At 56.4% G+C, this 16,373-nt stretch carries 17 protein-coding genes; 5 read left to right on the top strand and 12 right to left on the bottom strand.

The genetic code is table 11. From position 1 onward, the window contains the following. Positions 1 to 42 precede the first annotated feature (42 nt). The 9 genes from rlmC to nfsA all read right to left on the bottom strand — a co-directional run bounded on the left by rlmC (position 43) and on the right by nfsA (position 8,462). A complete protein-coding gene (gene rlmC / locus G0034_RS07120) occupies positions 43 to 1,182 on the bottom strand; it encodes a 23S rRNA (uracil(747)-C(5))-methyltransferase RlmC (RefSeq protein ID WP_023336984.1) in 1,140 nt (379 codons plus the stop codon). Between the two features lie 40 nt (positions 1,183 to 1,222). Then, the gene (locus tag G0034_RS07115) at positions 1,223 to 1,741 is read right to left on the bottom strand and encodes a YbjO family protein (protein ID WP_059372056.1); all 519 of its coding nucleotides are present in this window, start codon (positions 1,739 to 1,741) and stop codon (positions 1,223 to 1,225) included. Positions 1,742 to 1,761: 20 nt separating this feature from the next. After that, complete coding sequence (potI, locus tag G0034_RS07110) at positions 1,762 to 2,607, bottom strand: putrescine ABC transporter permease PotI (protein ID WP_014883155.1); 846 nt, start codon at positions 2,605 to 2,607, stop codon at positions 1,762 to 1,764. Next, the gene (potH, locus tag G0034_RS07105; RefSeq protein ID WP_014883154.1) at positions 2,604 to 3,539 is read right to left on the bottom strand and encodes a putrescine ABC transporter permease PotH; all 936 of its coding nucleotides are present in this window, start codon (positions 3,537 to 3,539) and stop codon (positions 2,604 to 2,606) included. Before potH ends, potI begins: the two co-directional genes overlap by 4 nt. A gap of 10 nt (positions 3,540 to 3,549) precedes the next feature. Then, positions 3,550 to 4,683 (bottom strand): putrescine ABC transporter ATP-binding subunit PotG, encoded by a 1,134-nt coding sequence (gene potG, locus G0034_RS07100; protein ID WP_023336982.1) that lies wholly within the window; start codon positions 4,681 to 4,683, stop codon positions 3,550 to 3,552. Positions 4,684 to 4,781: 98 nt separating this feature from the next. Then, on the bottom strand, positions 4,782 to 5,894 hold the full coding sequence (potF, locus tag G0034_RS07095; protein WP_014883152.1) for a spermidine/putrescine ABC transporter substrate-binding protein PotF: 1,113 nt from the start codon (positions 5,892 to 5,894) through the stop codon (positions 4,782 to 4,784). Positions 5,895 to 6,245: 351 nt separating this feature from the next. Beyond that, on the bottom strand, positions 6,246 to 6,722 hold the full coding sequence (locus G0034_RS07090; protein WP_003858385.1) for a YbjN domain-containing protein: 477 nt from the start codon (positions 6,720 to 6,722) through the stop codon (positions 6,246 to 6,248). Between the two features lie 63 nt (positions 6,723 to 6,785). Then, on the bottom strand, positions 6,786 to 7,688 hold the full coding sequence (rimK, locus tag G0034_RS07085; protein WP_032628797.1) for a 30S ribosomal protein S6--L-glutamate ligase: 903 nt from the start codon (positions 7,686 to 7,688) through the stop codon (positions 6,786 to 6,788). Between the two features lie 51 nt (positions 7,689 to 7,739). Beyond that, a complete protein-coding gene (gene nfsA, locus G0034_RS07080; protein ID WP_014883150.1) occupies positions 7,740 to 8,462 on the bottom strand; it encodes a nitroreductase NfsA in 723 nt (240 codons plus the stop codon). 183 nt (positions 8,463 to 8,645) lie between these two features. Between nfsA and G0034_RS07075 the strand changes: the two genes are divergently transcribed. Next, positions 8,646 to 8,915, top strand: a complete 270-nt coding sequence (locus tag G0034_RS07075; RefSeq protein WP_014883149.1) for a GrxA family glutaredoxin — start codon at positions 8,646 to 8,648, stop codon at positions 8,913 to 8,915. Between the two features lie 30 nt (positions 8,916 to 8,945). Here the strand turns inward: G0034_RS07075 and G0034_RS07070 are convergent, their stop codons facing one another. Then, on the bottom strand, positions 8,946 to 9,314 hold the full coding sequence (locus tag G0034_RS07070) for an inner membrane protein YbjM (protein WP_014883148.1): 369 nt from the start codon (positions 9,312 to 9,314) through the stop codon (positions 8,946 to 8,948). Between the two features lie 279 nt (positions 9,315 to 9,593). On the opposite strand from G0034_RS07070, the gene G0034_RS07065 reads away from it, so the two are divergent. Beyond that, on the top strand, positions 9,594 to 11,279 hold the full coding sequence (locus tag G0034_RS07065; protein WP_014169303.1) for an aspartate:alanine antiporter: 1,686 nt from the start codon (positions 9,594 to 9,596) through the stop codon (positions 11,277 to 11,279). Between the two features lie 250 nt (positions 11,280 to 11,529). On the opposite strand, the gene G0034_RS07060 is transcribed toward G0034_RS07065, so the two are convergent. Beyond that, complete coding sequence (locus G0034_RS07060) at positions 11,530 to 12,081, bottom strand: TetR/AcrR family transcriptional regulator (RefSeq protein ID WP_014883147.1); 552 nt, start codon at positions 12,079 to 12,081, stop codon at positions 11,530 to 11,532. Positions 12,082 to 12,162: 81 nt separating this feature from the next. Between G0034_RS07060 and G0034_RS07055 the strand changes: the two genes are divergently transcribed. Then, complete coding sequence (locus G0034_RS07055) at positions 12,163 to 13,377, top strand: MFS transporter (RefSeq protein WP_179120662.1); 1,215 nt, start codon at positions 12,163 to 12,165, stop codon at positions 13,375 to 13,377. After that, positions 13,367 to 14,179, top strand: a complete 813-nt coding sequence (locus G0034_RS07050) for a Cof-type HAD-IIB family hydrolase (protein ID WP_179120661.1) — start codon at positions 13,367 to 13,369, stop codon at positions 14,177 to 14,179. The genes G0034_RS07055 and G0034_RS07050 overlap by 11 nt, the downstream gene beginning before the upstream one ends. A 60-nt stretch (positions 14,180 to 14,239) precedes the next feature. On the opposite strand, the gene G0034_RS07045 is transcribed toward G0034_RS07050, so the two are convergent. After that, positions 14,240 to 15,472 (bottom strand): MFS transporter, encoded by a 1,233-nt coding sequence (locus G0034_RS07045; RefSeq protein ID WP_014883144.1) that lies wholly within the window; start codon positions 15,470 to 15,472, stop codon positions 14,240 to 14,242. Positions 15,473 to 15,640: 168 nt separating this feature from the next. On the opposite strand from G0034_RS07045, the gene G0034_RS07040 reads away from it, so the two are divergent. Next, positions 15,641 to 16,369 carry a phosphatase PAP2 family protein gene (locus G0034_RS07040; protein WP_023332498.1) on the top strand — a complete coding sequence of 243 codons (729 nt, stop codon included), beginning with the start codon at positions 15,641 to 15,643 and terminating at the stop codon, positions 16,367 to 16,369. The last annotated feature ends 4 nt before the right edge of the window (positions 16,370 to 16,373 follow it).

The following is a 16,373-nucleotide window of genomic DNA, read 5'->3' as shown; positions in this document are numbered from 1 at the left end:
ACATTTTGTTGAACATTGTGCCGGGTTCTTGCCGGGTGGCGGCTACGCCTTACCCGGCCTACGGGTTAACAAGGTCAACACTTCGTAATGCGCGGTATGCGGGAACATATCGAAAAGCTGAACGCGTTCAATGCGGTAGCCCGGCAGGCTGGCGATATCTTTCGCCATGGTCTGCGCATTGCAGCTGGAGTAGACGATGTAATCCGGTGCCATCTGGCTCAGGTAATCGCAGAGTGCGTTTCCGATGCCCCGTCGCGGCGGGTTGACCAGCACCAGTTCCGGCACATTGCCCTGGCCGGTGGCGAACTGGGTAGAGTCAAGCGCCTGGAAGTGGAGATTCGTTAACCCCAGCCCGGCGGCGGACTGTTTCGCGCAGGCAATCGCTTCGGCCGAGATCTCAATCCCGGTCAGCTGCATTTCAGGCGTGGCGCAGTGCAGGCCGAAACCGCCCACGCCGCAGAACAGATCCCACATATGATGAATGTTTAACGCCCGAACCCAGTCACGGGCGGTGGCATACAACGCACTCGCGACGGTCGGGTTGGTCTGGAAGAAGCTTTGCGGGCGGATCCACAGCGGTACGCCGTTGAAATTTTCGGCCAGCGCAGGCTGTTCGGTGAAGAAGATCTCTTTCTCCCCTTCCATAATCGCCATGTGCACCGGCTGTATGTTTGCCGTAATGACCTTAAGCTGCGGCAGTTGCGCCTGCAGCCACGGCAGCGCCGCACGAAGCTGCGCCAGCTTCGCTTCCGAGCGCAGCACAAAACGCAGCATCATGCCGCCGTCTAGCTGGCTTTCCGTCAGCAGGAGATATTTCAGCTCGCCGCGCTTGCGGGCGACGTGGTAGGGCGTTAACCCTGCCCGCGCAATAAACGGTTTGAGTGCGGCAAAGACGGGTTCAAACGACGCGGGATACAGCGGGCAGTCGGTTAAATCTTCCGGCGTGCCGTCGCGGTGCAGCATCCCCAGCAGCGGTTTTTCGACGCTGCCGCTGACCACCATTTTGGCTTTGTTGCGAAAGCCCTGCTCCGGTCCGCTGATGGGTGCGCACCACTCCCCCACCGCGTGTTCAGCCAGCAGCTGTTGCAGGTCGGCCATTTTGGCGGTGAGTTGTTGAGAGACCGGCTGTTCTATCCACTGACAGGAGCGGCAGCGTCCGGCGTCATAGAGTGCGCACTGCATATGAAAACCTTAAGAATAACGGGGGCTGCGATTATACACATTATTGCAACAGGAAGAACCGTCGACTGGACGCAGGCACGAACAGGAAGAACAGCACCAGCATATCCGGCAGTTTTTGCAAAAACAGCGCGAGCAAAATCTCGCGTTTTGATCCGCCCGCAATGCTGAACAGTTCGGGATAGCCATACCCCAGCGAGGCGGCCCACAGGTAGCTGGCGGCGGTCACCTGCGTCAGCAGATAGACCCAGCGCGCCCAGTTGCGCCCTTTGACCAGCGAAAACGCACAGTAGATCTCAATGAACACCAGCACCAGGCTGCTCAGAAAAACCAGCGTCAGATTCCACGTCTGCACGCTGCGGTGAATGAATTCACCGATACCGCGCACGCCCAGGGTATTCAGAATCATCAGCACGTCCAGGCAGCGGATCATAATAATGGCGAGCGCCGCCACCTGTACCAGCGCAGGAACGTTAGGACGAGCGTGCGTAAGCCGTGATTTTTTTAATAATCCCAATGTTTTACTTCCCTGAAAAACAGTGCCGCGTGATACGCGGCACATCACTGGAAATTTTAAATGCTTCAGCCGCGTCTTGCACGCTGGATATCACGCACGCGCTGTTTTTCCGCGCGCGCCATCAAATACCAGGCAATAAATCCGACAATTCCGACCACGCCGAGGATGATAGAGGCCAGGGCGTTGATCTCCGGGTTAACCCCCATGCGCACGCTGGAGAAGACCAGCATCGGCAGCGTTGTCGCCCCCGGGCCGGAGACAAAGCTGGCGATCACCAGATCGTCGAGCGACAGGGTAAATGCCAGCAGCCAGCCGGAGATCACCGCCGGCATGATCATCGGCAGGGTAATGATGAAAAAGACCTTCAGCGGGGTCGCGCCGAGATCCATCGCCGCCTCTTCTATCGAGCGATCCAGCTCGCGCAGACGCGAGGAGATCACCACGGCGACATAGGCGGTACAGAACGTGACGTGCGCCAGCCAGATGGTGAGCATGCCGCGATCCGCCGGCCAGCCAATGGCATGCGCCAGCGCCACGAACAGCAGCAGCAGCGCAAGGCCGGTAATCACGTCCGGCATGACCAACGGCGCGGTGATCATAAAGGCGAAGCCGTTCGAACCGCGAAAACGGCCGAAACGCACCATCACCAGCGCGGCGATGGTGCCCAGAACAGAGGCCATCGTTGCCGCCAGTGCGGCGATGGTCAGGCTCAGCCCTACCGCGCTCATCATTGCATCGTCGTGGAACAGCTCACTGTACCAGCGCGTCGACCAGCCCGCCCAGACCGTCACCAGTTTGGAACTGTTGAACGAGTAGATCACCAGCATCAGCATCGGCGCATACAGGAAGGTAAAGCCGATCGCCAGGATCGCAATTCGCCACGGAGAGCGCACTACCGGTAAGTTATTCATCCGTGGTCTCCCATCTGTTTCTGCTGATGTTTGTGGAACCACATGATCGGCACGATCAACAGCAGCAGCATGATAATCGCCACCGCAGACGCCACCGGCCAGTCGCGGTTATTGAAGAACTCCTGCCACAGCACGCGGCCAATCATGATGCTGTCCGGCCCGCCGAGCAGCTCCGGGATCACAAACTCCCCTACCGCCGGAATAAAGACCAGCATCGACCCGGCGATAATCCCGCCTTTGGTCAACGGGACAATGACGCTGAAGAAGGTTTTCAGCGGACGCGCACCGAGGTCAAGCGAGGCTTCCACCAGCGAGTAATCTATCCGCGTCAGCGCCGTATAGATCGGCAGAACCATAAACGGCAGATAGGCATACACAATGCCAATATAAACCGCGAGGTTGGTGTGCAGGATCGTCAGCGGCTGATCGATAACCCCAAGCCACATCAGGACGTTATTCAGCACGCCGTTGTTTTTCAGGATCCCCATCCAGGCGTAAACGCGGATCAGGAATGAGGTCCACGACGGCAAAATCACCAGCAGCAGGAGGATATTACGCGTCGAGGGTTTACTGTGCGCCACGGCCCACGCCAGCGGGTAGCCCATCACCAGACAGCAGAGCGTCGAGATCGCCGCCACCTGCAGCGACTGCAGATAGGCTTCAATATAGAGCGGGTCCTCGGTGAGCTGCAGGTAGTTACCGAGGTTTAAGGTCAGCGTCAGCTGCCCGTCTGCCCACTCCCACAGGTCGGTATACGGCGGGATCGCCCGCGCCATCTCCGCCAGGCTGATCTTGAAAACGATCAGGAATGGCAGCAGGAACAGCAGGATCAGCCACACGTAAGGCATGGCAATCACCAGCTTGCGGCCGTGCTTCATCTTAAGGCGCGTCAGCCAGCTGGCTGCGCGGGCTGGAGGTTCAAGTGTACTCATTGGCCGCTCCTTATACCGTCAGCACGACACAACTGTCAGCATCCCAGCACAGGCGCACTTCGTCGCCCCAGGTCGGCTGACCTTTGCGGTAGCGATGTTCGTTTTGCAGCTGGGCGCTCAGCATCTGACCGCTTTTCAGACGCACGTGATAGATAGACAAATCGCCCAGGTAAGCAATGTGCACCACTTCACCCACGGCGAAGTTATAGCCATCGGCTGGCGGATCGTCACAGAGCATGATCTTCTCCGGACGCAGCGCGACGTAGACCGGCACGTTGTCCACCACGGCGCTGTCAGGATCGACCTTGAGCGGATGCTGCAGACCCGGCGATTCAATGACCAGGCCATCCTCCTGACGCTCTTTCAGTAGCCCTTCGAAGACGTTGACCGAACCGATGAACTCGGCGCTGTAGCGGGTGGTCGGATGCTCATAAATCTCCTCCGGCTCGCCAATTTGCACAAACTTCCCGCGGTTCATGATCGCAATACGTCCGGCCATGGTCATGGCTTCTTCCTGGTCGTGGGTCACCATTACGCAGGTCACGCCGACGCGCTCAAGAATATCCACCACTTCCAGCTGCATACGGTCACGCAGTTTTTTATCCAGGGCCCCCATCGGCTCGTCGAGCAGCAGCAGTTTCGGGCGTTTTGCCAGGCTTCTGGCGAGCGCCACGCGCTGGCGCTGGCCGCCTGAAAGCTGGTGCGGTTTACGCTTCGCGAACTCCTGCATGTGGACCAGACTCAGCATCTCGGCCACGCGCGCGGTGATTTCGGCTTTTGGCAATTTATCCTGCTTCAGGCCAAAGGCGATGTTCTGCTCCACCGTCATGTGCGGGAACAGTGCGTAGGACTGGAACATCATGTTAATCGGGCGCTGGTACGGCGGCACGCTGGAGAGATCCACGCCATCAAGCATGATTTGCCCGGCCGTGGGTTGTTCAAAACCGGCTAACATACGCAGCAGGGTTGATTTGCCACAGCCCGATGCGCCCAGTAGCGCGAATATTTCACCTTTATAGATAGTCAGGCTGACGTCGTCCACGGCATGCTGGCCATCGAAAGATTTGGTGAGGTTACGAATTTCAAGAAGCGGGGTCAGCGCTTTACGGACTTTCGCCTGCGGGCGGGGGATCGCGTCATTCACGGGGTGCTCTCCGGCAGAAATCAAATCATGGTGCAGGCGCACCAGAACGGTGCGCCTGTTGCCGGGGGCGCTTCGCTTGCCCGGCCTGTGACAAAGGGTTACTTACCGCTTTTCACCTTGGTCCACGCACGGGTACGTACGCGGTCAATTTTTGGATCCTGTACTTTCAGGGTGAAGAGCTTGGCGAACACGTCCGCTGGCGGATAAATTGCCGGATTACTGCGGATCGCTTCACTCACCAGCGGCACGGAAGCCTTGTTACCGTTGGCGTAATAAACGTGGTCGCTGATGTGGGCGATCACGTCCGGACGCATCAGGTAGTTAAGGAACTGATACGCTTCGTCTTTGTTTTTCGCATCAGCTGGCATCGCGAAGACGTCGAAGAAGGCCAGCGCCCCCTCTTTCGGGATGAAGTAGGACACATTCACGCCGTTTTTCGCCTCTTTCGCGCGGTTCGCCGCCTGCCACACATCCCCGGCCCAGCCAATCGCAACGCAGATGTCACCGTTCGCCAGGTCATTGATGTACTGGGAAGAGTGGAAATAGCGAATGTTTGGACGCAGCTTCAGCAGCAGATCGGTCGCCGGACCGGTGTAGTCATCCGCCTTGTTGCTGTTCGGATCTTTGCCCAGGTAGTTCAGCACGGTGGCAAAAATCTCTTCTGGCGCGTCCAGGAAAGAGACGCCGCAGCTTTTCAGCTTCTCAAGGTTTTCCGGCTTCAGCACCACGTCCCAGCTGTCCAGCTTGACGTCCGGGCCCAGCGCCGCTTTGACTTTATCCACGTTGTAGCCGATACCGGTGGTCGCCCACAGGTAAGGCATGGCGTATTTGTTATCCGGGTCATGCTTAGCCACCAGCTTCAGGACTTCTGGATCGAGGTTTTTCCAGTTCGGTAATTTGCTCTTGTCCAGTGGCTGGAAGACACCCGCGGTCAGCTGACGCTCCAGGAAGCTCGCGGAAGGCACGACCAGGTCAAACCCGGTGCTGCCTGCCATCAGTTTTCCTTCCAGCACTTCGTTGGAATCGAAAACGTCGTAGACCACTTTAATGCCGGTCTCTTTCTCAAAATTGGCCACGGTATCCGGCGCAATATAGTCAGACCAGTTATAAACGTGCAGCGTTTTTTGTTCCGCAGCGAGCGTGCCGGCAGAGACGGCCATCAGAGCACCCGCAACCAGACCCGATAACCATTTTTTATTCAAGGCGATCATAGTGTTATTCCTTCTGAAAGCTCGTTAACAAACGAACTAAAACTGTCCAATCTGGATATATGCAAAAATCATGCATAGTTTGTCGCTCTGCTCAAAATAAAAAGAAACCTCTTTACCCGGCAGGATCCGCTCGCTTTTTGAAGCATCGCAAGAATAACTGTAGCCCGTGTCTCCGGCTATAGCCCAGACGAAAAAACGCCTTTTATCAATTTTTTATGCAGGTTTAGTCTACGTGATAAGCCGAAACGGCCTTTGGGGAGGTGAAAAATTCTTTAAAGAAAGGTTAAAAGCAGCAGAAAAAATGGCCTAATGCAGCCGCCATGGCAGCGACTGCGCAAAAGTCAGGCAGCCTTAGTGAAGAAAATTGGGAGATGCATCATTATTCTCTGCATCATCTTCCGCGCTATACAGCAGATGGTGTGCATTGGCTTCCATCATGACCATGGAAATTTGCTCTTCACTCAAGCGCATAAACCAGGCGAACTGCTTAAAGGAGAGCCCTGCCCCGGAGAATAAAGACTGGCAAACGACCAGTTTTGGCAGATTATCATCCTGTATATCGAGAAATGCTTTCACCGTCAAAGAACTGGCATTGATGGCCGACAGGTCGGAGGCCAGCGCCAGTAGCGCAGACGGCTTCACTTCGGCCAGCGCGGAGAAAAGGATCACGTCGTTAATCAGATCGATTTTGGCATCAAAAATACCGTCGAAATTTTGCATATGAGGCAGATGCAGCGCCTGGCAGGAATCACATTCAAAGAACGTAATACCGGCATCATCGAGCCATTGACGTAACGTATCCAGTGTTGGTACGACCTGTAAATCCATCGCGGTGCAGCCTCTCTAATAAAAACTTCGCATAGATTACGCAAAAAGTGCGTTCAATGCCATTTAACCGCCCGTTTTCAGACAGTAGCCCGGCGTGGCATGACGCTCGATCCATGTGATCATTTTACCTGCAATATCGACCCCCGTGGTTTTTTCCACGCCTTCCAGCCCCGGTGAGGCATTCACCTCCATGACCAGCGGCCCGCGCGTCGCCCGCAGGAGGTCAACGCCCGCCACGTCCAGCCCCAACGTTTGCGCGGCTTTTACGGCAATGTCCCGCTCGCGATCGCTAATATCAGCGACTCTCGCTATGCCGCCGCGGTGAAGATTAGAGCGGAAATCGCCCTCTTTGGCCTGACGCTCAATGGCCGCCACCACTTCATTTCCGACCACGAAACAGCGAATATCACGCCCTTTCGCCTCTTCGATATACTCCTGCACCAGAATGTGCGCATTCAGTCCCCGAAAGGCGTCGACCACACTTTCTGCAGCCTGCCGCGTCTCCGCCAGCACCACGCCGATACCCTGCGTGCCTTCTACCAGCTTGATCACTAAAGGCGCGCCGCCCACCATGTCGATCAGATCGCTGGTGTCGTCCGGCGAATGGGCTATTCCGGTAACGGGGAGATCGATCCCCTGACGGGCGAGCAGCTGCAGCGAGCGCAACTTGTCGCGGGCGCGGGAAATGGCCACGGATTCATTGAGCGGATAGCTGCCCAGCATCTCAAACTGGCGCAGCGCGGCGGTGCCGTAATAGGTGATCTGGGAGCCGATACGCGGGATCACCGCATCAAAATGCGGCAGCTTGCGGCCTTTGTAGTGTATAGATGAAGCGGCGGGGTCGATGTTCATATAGCAGGACATCGGGTCAAGGATCTCAACCTGATGTCCGCGTTTTGCCGCCGCTTCTCGCAGGCGTTTACATGAATAGAGCGTTCCATCCCGGGACAATATGGCAATTTTCACCCTGCACCTCTCTGAAGACATGGAAAAAGCCTTCATATCATACAGAATGGACTATCGCGTCGCCCAGCCCTGTTTATGCAGATAATCGAGAATAAACGGGCGATTTTCTTTAATGATGGTGCGGCGAATGTGGTCGCTCCAGGTATCGCGGCGGTTATTGCTGTCACGCGTCAGATAGTAATTCGCCAGCTCTTCATCATAGTGATTCAGGACATCACGATCGACCGGCTGGTAGTGGTTCTCGTGCACCAGCATTGCCGCAGGAATACGCGGTTTCAGATCCGGATTATCCGCCGGCCAGCCGAGGCAGAGGCCAAACAGCGGCAGTACATGTTTTGGCAGCTTCAGCAGTTCGGTGACGCTTTCAATGTTGTTACGCAACCCGCCGATATAGACCCCGCCTAGTCCCAACGATTCCGCCGCCGTAAAGGCGTTTTGCGCCATCAGCGCGGTATCCACGACGCCCAGCAGCAGCTGTTCGGCCAGCCCCAGTTGCGCTTCAGGGCAAATCTGCAGATGGCGGTTAAAGTCGGCACAAAATACCCAGAACTCGGCGGCCTGGGCCACATGCTTCTGCCCGCCGGTCAGCGTCACCAGCTGTTCACGCATCGCCGGGTCGGTAATGCGAATAATGGAGCTGCACTGCAGGAAACTGGAGCTGGAGGTCGCCCTTGCGCTGTTAATAATGGCGGTACGCTGCGCCTCGGTGATCGGCTCATCGGTGAAGTGGCGAATGGAACGATGGGAAAGGAGCAGGTCAATCGTGGGTGTCATCTTCTCTCTCTTTGCTTGCTTAAAACGTATGGCAGCCAGTATAGGCAATGATCTGCACGGTGTAATTGGCGAAACATAGCTCATAGGTATTATAACGACAGGCGAAACCTTCTTTAATGACGACAGGTTATGGGGCACTATACGTGTCATTCGCCGTCAGGCTTGTTTTTTGAGGAGAGAGAAATGTTTGCAGTAATTTTTGGTCGTCCAGGGTGCCCTTACTGTGTGCGCGCAAAAGAGCTGGCAGAGAAACTGACCGCAGAACGCGATGACTTCAATTTCCGCTATGTGGACATCCACGCGGAAGGCATCACCAAAGCCGATCTGGAAAAAACAGTCGGTAAGCCGGTTGAAACCGTCCCACAGATCTTCCTCGATCAGAAACACATCGGCGGTTGCACCGACTTTGAAGCCTACGCCAAAGAACATCTTGGCCTGTTTGCCGAGCAGTAATGAAAGGACGCCCTCACACTGAGGGCGTTTTTATTTGTGGTGCCGTCGGTGCTGAATCAGGCTGCGCACAAATAGGTAGCAGAGCGCGCCAAGGGCGCACCAGAATATGGCACTTAGCAACCACGCCAGCTCCTGCCAGAAACTCCGCGTTGAAACATACAGCAGGCGCATTAGCAGCAGACATAATGGCGCTGCAAGTATCGCCCCCAGTAACGGTTTCACCACTTCCCCTTTACGGGAGAGAAAACTGGCGGCGGCTCCCGGTAGCGTGAAGAAGAGCAACCCCAGCTCCGGATGCCCGGACGCCCTGAATGCGCCCTTCACATTAAATGCGAGCGACATGCATACGACCGTGAACAGCAAAAAGCAGCTGATCACCCCCGCCCAGTTTCGTTTCATATTCAAACAATCCTCCTGACTTATCTCTATCAAATACACTTTCGTCGGGTAGACGCCCAGTCAGATAAAGCAATGCGGCAATCCTTGCCAAAGTACGCACAGGGTGATGCGATAATCAGTAGCTGTCAGTAGCTAATGCGATTAAACTACACGCCAGCTAATGTTTTAGGGAATAAAGCAGGAAACAGGGAGCGTTAACGCCTTTCCCTGACCCAGAAAACAGTAGCCCAAAAAGTCCTTTCATTCAACAACTTACTGGTAAACAAGAAGTTAGCCTCCGTGAATATAAACGTCGCAGACTTGTTAAATGGGAATTACATCCTGTTATTATTTGTGGTACTGGCGCTGGGTCTTTGCCTGGGTAAATTGCGCCTGGGATCGGTTCAACTCGGTAATTCCATTGGCGTTTTAGTCGTCTCCTTATTATTAGGCCAGCAGCACTTCAGCATTAACACGGACGCGCTCAACTTAGGTTTTATGTTGTTTATTTTTTGTGTTGGCGTGGAAGCAGGACCGAACTTTTTTTCGATTTTCTTCCGCGACGGCAAAAATTATCTGATGCTGGCGCTGGTGATGGTCGGCAGCGCACTGCTGATCGCCTTAGGGCTGGGTAAGCTGTTTGGCTGGGATATCGGGTTAACGGCCGGTATGCTGGCAGGCTCCATGACCTCTACGCCAGTGCTGGTAGGTGCAGGCGATACCCTGCGCCATTCGGGCATGGCTGGCGCACAGCTTTCGACCGCGCTCGACCACCTGAGCCTGGGCTATGCCCTGACCTATCTGATTGGTCTGGTGAGCCTGATTGTCGGCGCGCGCTATCTGCCAAAACTGCAGCATCAGGATCTGCAGACCAGTGCCCAGCAAATCGCCCGTGAGCGCGGGCTGGATACCGACAGCAAACGTAAAGTCTACCTCCCGGTGATCCGCGCCTACCGCGTCGGACCTGAGCTGGTGGCATGGGCAGACGGGAAAAATCTTCGCGAGCTGGGGATTTACCGCCAGACCGGGTGCTACATCGAACGTATCCGCCGTAACGGCATTCTGGCGAACCCGGACGGTGACGCGGTGCTGCAGATGGGCGACGACATCGCGCTGGTGGGTTACCCGGACGCGCACGCCCGTCTCGACCCAAGCTTCCGAAACGGCAAAGAGGTGTTCGACCGCGATCTGCTCGACATGCGCATCGTCACCGAAGAGATCGTGGTGAAAAACCATAACGCCGTTGGCCGTCGTCTGGCGCAGCTCAAGCTGACCGACCACGGCTGCTTCCTTAACCGTGTAATCCGCAGCCAGATTGAGATGCCCATCGACGACAACGTCGTGCTCAACAAAGGCGACGTTTTGCAGGTCAGCGGCGACGCGCGACGCGTAAAAACCGTTGCCGACCGCATCGGCTTTATCTCCATTCACAGCCAGGTCACTGACCTGCTGGCTTTCTGCGCCTTCTTTATTGTGGGCCTGATGATCGGGATGATCACCTTCCAGTTCAGCAACTTCAGTTTCGGCATTGGTAACGCCGCCGGTCTGCTGTTTGCCGGGATCATGCTGGGCTTCCTGCGAGCGAACCATCCGACGTTCGGTTACATTCCTCAGGGCGCATTGAACATGGTAAAAGAGTTCGGTCTGATGGTGTTTATGGCGGGTGTCGGCTTAAGCGCCGGAAGCGGCATTGGACACAGCCTGGGTGCCGTGGGCTGGCAGATGCTGGTTTCCGGCCTTATCGTCAGCCTGGTGCCGGTGGTGATTTGCTTCCTGTTTGGTGCCTACGTGCTGCGCATGAACCGCGCCCTGCTCTTCGGAGCAATGATGGGGGCGCGTACCTGTGCGCCGGCCATGGAAATTATCAGCGACACCGCGCGCAGCAACATCCCGGCGCTGGGCTATGCAGGCACCTACGCTATCGCCAACGTACTGCTGACGCTGGCAGGTACGCTGATCATCATCATCTGGCCAGGACTCGGATAACTCTGAAGTTTGCGCGTAATGAAAAAATTTTTGTTACGCGCAGAACTTTTTTATCAGGGGGCAGTCATAACTAGTGCCACTGCTTTTCTTTGATGTCCCCAATTTGTGGAGCCCATCAACCCCGCCGTTTTGGTTCAAGGTTGATGGGTTTTTTGTTGCCTTAAATTAACCCCAACAAAGTATAACCAAAGCCCGTTATCCAGCTTTTCTAAACGTGGGCATACGTAATGCCAGGCTTAACGAGCGATGTCTAAGCGTTTCCCTCACCCGCAATCCTCCCCACCATCGCCCGAATCTCGTCCCGGGTTAGCGGCGCACGGTCGGTGACATAGTGCAGCGTCATCCCTTCGATAAACGCATCCAGCGCGCGGGTGGTAACCGGATCGAACCACTGCTCCAGCGTAGTCTGGCTCATCTTCATCCAGTCCTGCATCACCGTTTTGAGCGCCGCGCTGCGGTGCATAAAGGCGTAAAGCTGGTACATCAGCGCCATGTTGTGCGGCGTCGTCACCTGCGAACTGTGGATCAGGGTGGTGATGGACTCGCAGGCCATTTCAGGCCCGGTGACGCCCGCAAAGAAATCCCGATACTGCTGCGACATCTGTTGCGTAAACCATGTGAACGCTTCCTCCAGCAGTGGCTCCATACCGTCGAAATAGTAGGTCATCGACCCCAGCGGCACGCCCGCGCAGGCGGCGATTTTACGGTGCGTGACGGCGTGAATACCGTGCTCGGCAATGGTATCGAGTGTTGCCTGCAGGATCTTCTCCCGGCGATGCGGATCGTTCGGTGGTCTGCTCATAAATTCCTCACGTGGTTTGTGTACAAATGTACACAAACTTGCTAGTGTTGTCGCTATTGTTGTACTTCTGGTGCTACCCCAATGACGCTGACATCTCCCGGTAAAACCCTGCAGCTCCGCATGTGGGCGCTGTTTATGTTCTTCTTTATTCCCGGTCTGCTGATGGCCTCCTGGGCCACGCGCACGCCCGCCATTCGCGATATTTTGTCTGTCTCTACGGCTGAGATGGGCATCGTGCTGTTCGGCCTGTCGATCGGTTCCATGAGCGGCATTCTCTGTTCCGCATGGCTGGTGAAGCGCTTTGGTACGCGAGCAGTGATCCGCACCACCATGTGCTGCGCGGTGTTCGGGATGGTGGTATTGAGCATCGCGCTGTGGTTTGCCTCGCCGGTGTTGTTCGCGCTGGGGCTGACGGTATTTGGCGGCAGCTTCGGTTCTGCGGAGGTAGCCATCAACGTTGAAGGGGCGGAGGTCGAACGTGAGATGAACAAAACCGTGCTGCCCATGATGCATGGCTTCTATAGCCTCGGTACGCTGGCCGGTGCGGGCGTGGGGATGGCGCTGACGGCCACGGGTGTGACCGCCAATCTGCATATCCTGCTGGCGGCGCTGGTGTGCATCATTCCGATCCTCACCGGCATCCGGGCCATCCCGGACGGCACCGGTAATAACTCCACTGACGAACGCTCGTCAGCCGAAAAAGGACTCCCCTTCTACCGCGATTTCCAGCTGATGCTGATCGGCGTGGTGGTACTGGCGATGGCGTTTGCAGAAGGCTCCGCCAACGACTGGCTCCCGCTGCTGATGGTGGACGGTCACGGCTTTAGCCCGACCTCCGGCTCGCTGATTTACGCCGGGTTTACGCTGGGGATGACCGTCGGGCGCTTCACCGGCGGCTGGTTTATCGACCGCTACAGCCGCGTGGCGGTGGTGCGCGCCAGCGCCCTGCTGGGTGGCCTGGGAATTGCGATGATCATCTTTGTGGACGTGGACTGGATTGCCGGCGTCTCGGTGATCCTCTGGGGACTGGGGGCGTCACTCGGCTTCCCGCTGACCATTTCCGCCGCCAGCGACACCGGGCCCGATGCCCCGACGCGCGTCAGCGTGGTGGCGACAACGGGCTACCTCGCCTTCCTGGTGGGGCCGCCGCTGCTCGGCTTCCTGGGTGAACACTACGGGCTGCGCAGCGCCATGCTGGTGGTGTTAGGGTTGGTGATCATCGCAGCGCTGGTGGCGCGCGCGGTGGCAAAGCCGGAAACGAAACAAACGACACTGGAGAAGGGATATGAGCGTTAAACTGATCGCCGTCGACATGGATGGCACATTCCTGAGCGATGCCAAGATCTATAACCGCCCGCGCTTTCTGGCGCAGTACGCCCGTATGAAGGCGCAAGGCATTCGCTTCGTGGTCGCCAGCGGCAACCAGTACTACCAGCTGATCTCCTTTTTCCCGGAGATTGCGCATGAAATTGCGTTCGTCGCTGAGAACGGCGGCTGGGTCGTGAGCGCCGGAGAGGATGTCTTTAACGGTGAATTGTCGAAAGCCCATTTCGAGACCGTCGCAAATGTATTAAACGACGTTCCGGGCATTGAGATTATCGCCTGCGGAAAAAACAGCGCCTATACGCTGAAATGCTATGACGATAACTTTAAGGATATCGCCTCGAAGTACTATCACCGGCTCGAAATGGTGAGTGATTTCGACAACCTGAACGACATTTTCTTCAAGTTTGGGCTGAACGTGTCAGACCATGAAATTCCGCGCATCCAGGCGATGCTGCATGAAAAGCTTAACGACATTATGGTGCCCGTGACAACCGGCCACGGCAGTATCGACCTGATTATCCCCGGCGTGCACAAAGCCAACGGTCTGCGGATCCTGCAACAGCGCTGGGGCATAGAGGACAGTGAAGTGGTTGCCTTCGGTGACAGCGGCAACGACGTGGAGATGTTGCGTCAGTCCGGGTTCAGCTTCGCGATGGCGAATGCCAGACCGCATATTAAAGCAGTGGCGCGGTTTGAAGCGCCGCATAATAACGAGGAAGGTGTGCTGGATGTGATTGAGAAGGTGTTGAACGGGGAGGCACCGTTTAATTGATATCGTGCGGTCTGGTGCCTTCACCCTAACCCTCTCCCTGTGGGAGAGGGAATAAACAGATTACGGTTGCAGGGCGTTGCCGACGCGTTTGTCCTTCAGGAACACCATCATCAGGCCAACCCACAGCACGCCGTTGGCGAGGTTAAACAGACTGAACAGACCGTTGCCACCCATCGCGTAAGCGTGCTTGCTCACCTCGATACCGACGGTAAAAATCAGCATCTGCAGCATACCCATCGCCGCGGACACCGTGCCTTTACTCATCTCGCTGGCAAACAGCGTCAGGCGCACCAGCCCGGCGTTCGCCACGCCAATCCCGAATGCATAAAGGCTGAGCCCCGCCGTCATCCACAGATAAGCGTGGGATGACGCAACGGTCGCCACCGCGGCCAGAATCAGCCCTGCAGCAATCGGCCAGCCACCCATAATAATCAGTGAACGCACGGTGCGGCGTGACGTCAGACGTGCCAGCACCAGGTTACCGATAATCAGCGCGCCAAAAATCGGCACCTGCAGCAGACCGTACTCGTAGCTGCTGAGCTTTTCACCGCTGATGATAATGACCGGAGACTGCGCAATCCACGCCAGCAGCGGCAGGCTCACGAACCCGGTCGCCAGCGCCCCCGCCAGAAAGCGGCCATTCTTCAGCACTTCTTTGTAATCCCGGCCCAGCTCCTTGAGCGAGAGTTTTTCACCCAGACGGGTCGCCGTTTCCGGCATTGCGCGGTGCAGGCCAAAGAACGCGATAGCGGCGAGAACCGCAAAGAGGATAAACATCCCTTCCCAGGGCGCAACATGTACCCACGCGGCGCCCACCAGCGGCCCGAGTAAAGGGGCAATCAGCGCCACGTTTGCCATGAGCGCGGTAATTTTGATACACACCGCCTCTTCAAACGACTCCTGAATGGCGGCATACCCCACGGCACCGATAAAGCACAGGCTCACCCCCTGCAGGAAACGCAGCAGGGTAAATTGCTCAATGTTTTGCGCCAGCAGCGTAGCGAGGCAGGTGACGATAAACCACACCACGCCGGTCAGCATCACCGGACGGCGGCCAATACGATCCGACAGCGGCCCTAACAGCCACTGTAAAAACATGCCGCCAGCCAGATAGGCGGTCATGGAGGTCGGCACCCATTCAATTCCCGCGTTGTACTGCTCCACAACGGCCAGCATGCCGGGCTGGATCATATCGTTGCCGATATAGGTGGAGAATTCGTAGAGCACCAGACACAGGGGGAAAAGCAACGCCTGACGACCCAGACGTGAACCAGAAGAAGAACGGTTTAACATGCAATCTCTTTAAAATGACAAAATCGCGACGAGTGTAATGAAATGCCGCAGCCCGAGATAGTGATTTATCGAGGATAAACAGAAATAAAGCACATATCGTCTTCGTTTAAGGTTTCCTTAAGTTGACAGATTTATGATAGCCCGATTACTCGTCAACGATCCCAAATTATGGCACTCACTTCCAGCCGTTCAGAATTGTCTAACTTACAGACAAATAAGACAAAACGACTTTACCGCTTACCCTCCCGCTTTTATGGTTATCAGCTTTTCGTGCTGTTAGTCCTTGCCGTGGTGTTTACGTGGCTTTCGCGCGATGAAGCGCTCGACAGATGGATCACCGGTTTTTGGTATGACGCGGCGACGCAGAGCTTCCCGCTGCAGAAAGACCACCTGCTGGATTTGCTCAACCATCGTCTGGCGAAGTACATCGCCATCGCCTTAGGTGCCGTGGCGCTGCTTTACGGCGCTTACAAACGTAACGCCAGGCTGGTTACGGCGGCGCTGCTGATGGGGCTTGGCGCGCTGGTAGTGGGCGTACTGAAAAGCATTAGCCACCACAGCTGCCCGTGGGATCTGGTGGAGTATGGCGGGAAGGCGATGTCTTACCCCCTGTTTAGCGCCGTCCCGACAGACAGCGGTCCGGGGCGCTGTTTCCCCGGCGGCCATGCCTCCAGCGGTTTTATGGTGATGGGGCTGTTTTTTGCCTTCTGGCGCGAGCGTCCACGTCTCGCCTGGAGCTTTGTTGCCCTCGGCGTGCTGCTGGGTCTGGCGATGGGCTTCGGTCAGGTGATGCGCGGGGCACATTTTTTCTCTCACAACCTGTGGGCCGGGTGGTGGGTTTGGTTTTCCCAGGTGGCCGTCTACGGGCTGGTTTCCACCCGGTTTGCAAAAGAGTGATAAC

It is taken from the genome of Enterobacter sp. T2 (genome assembly GCF_010692925.1).
In the GTDB taxonomy this organism is placed as follows: Bacteria; Pseudomonadota; Gammaproteobacteria; order Enterobacterales; family Enterobacteriaceae; genus Enterobacter; species Enterobacter kobei.
Note: the sequence above shows the minus strand (reverse complement) of the source record. Positions and strands in the feature narration are given on the sequence as shown.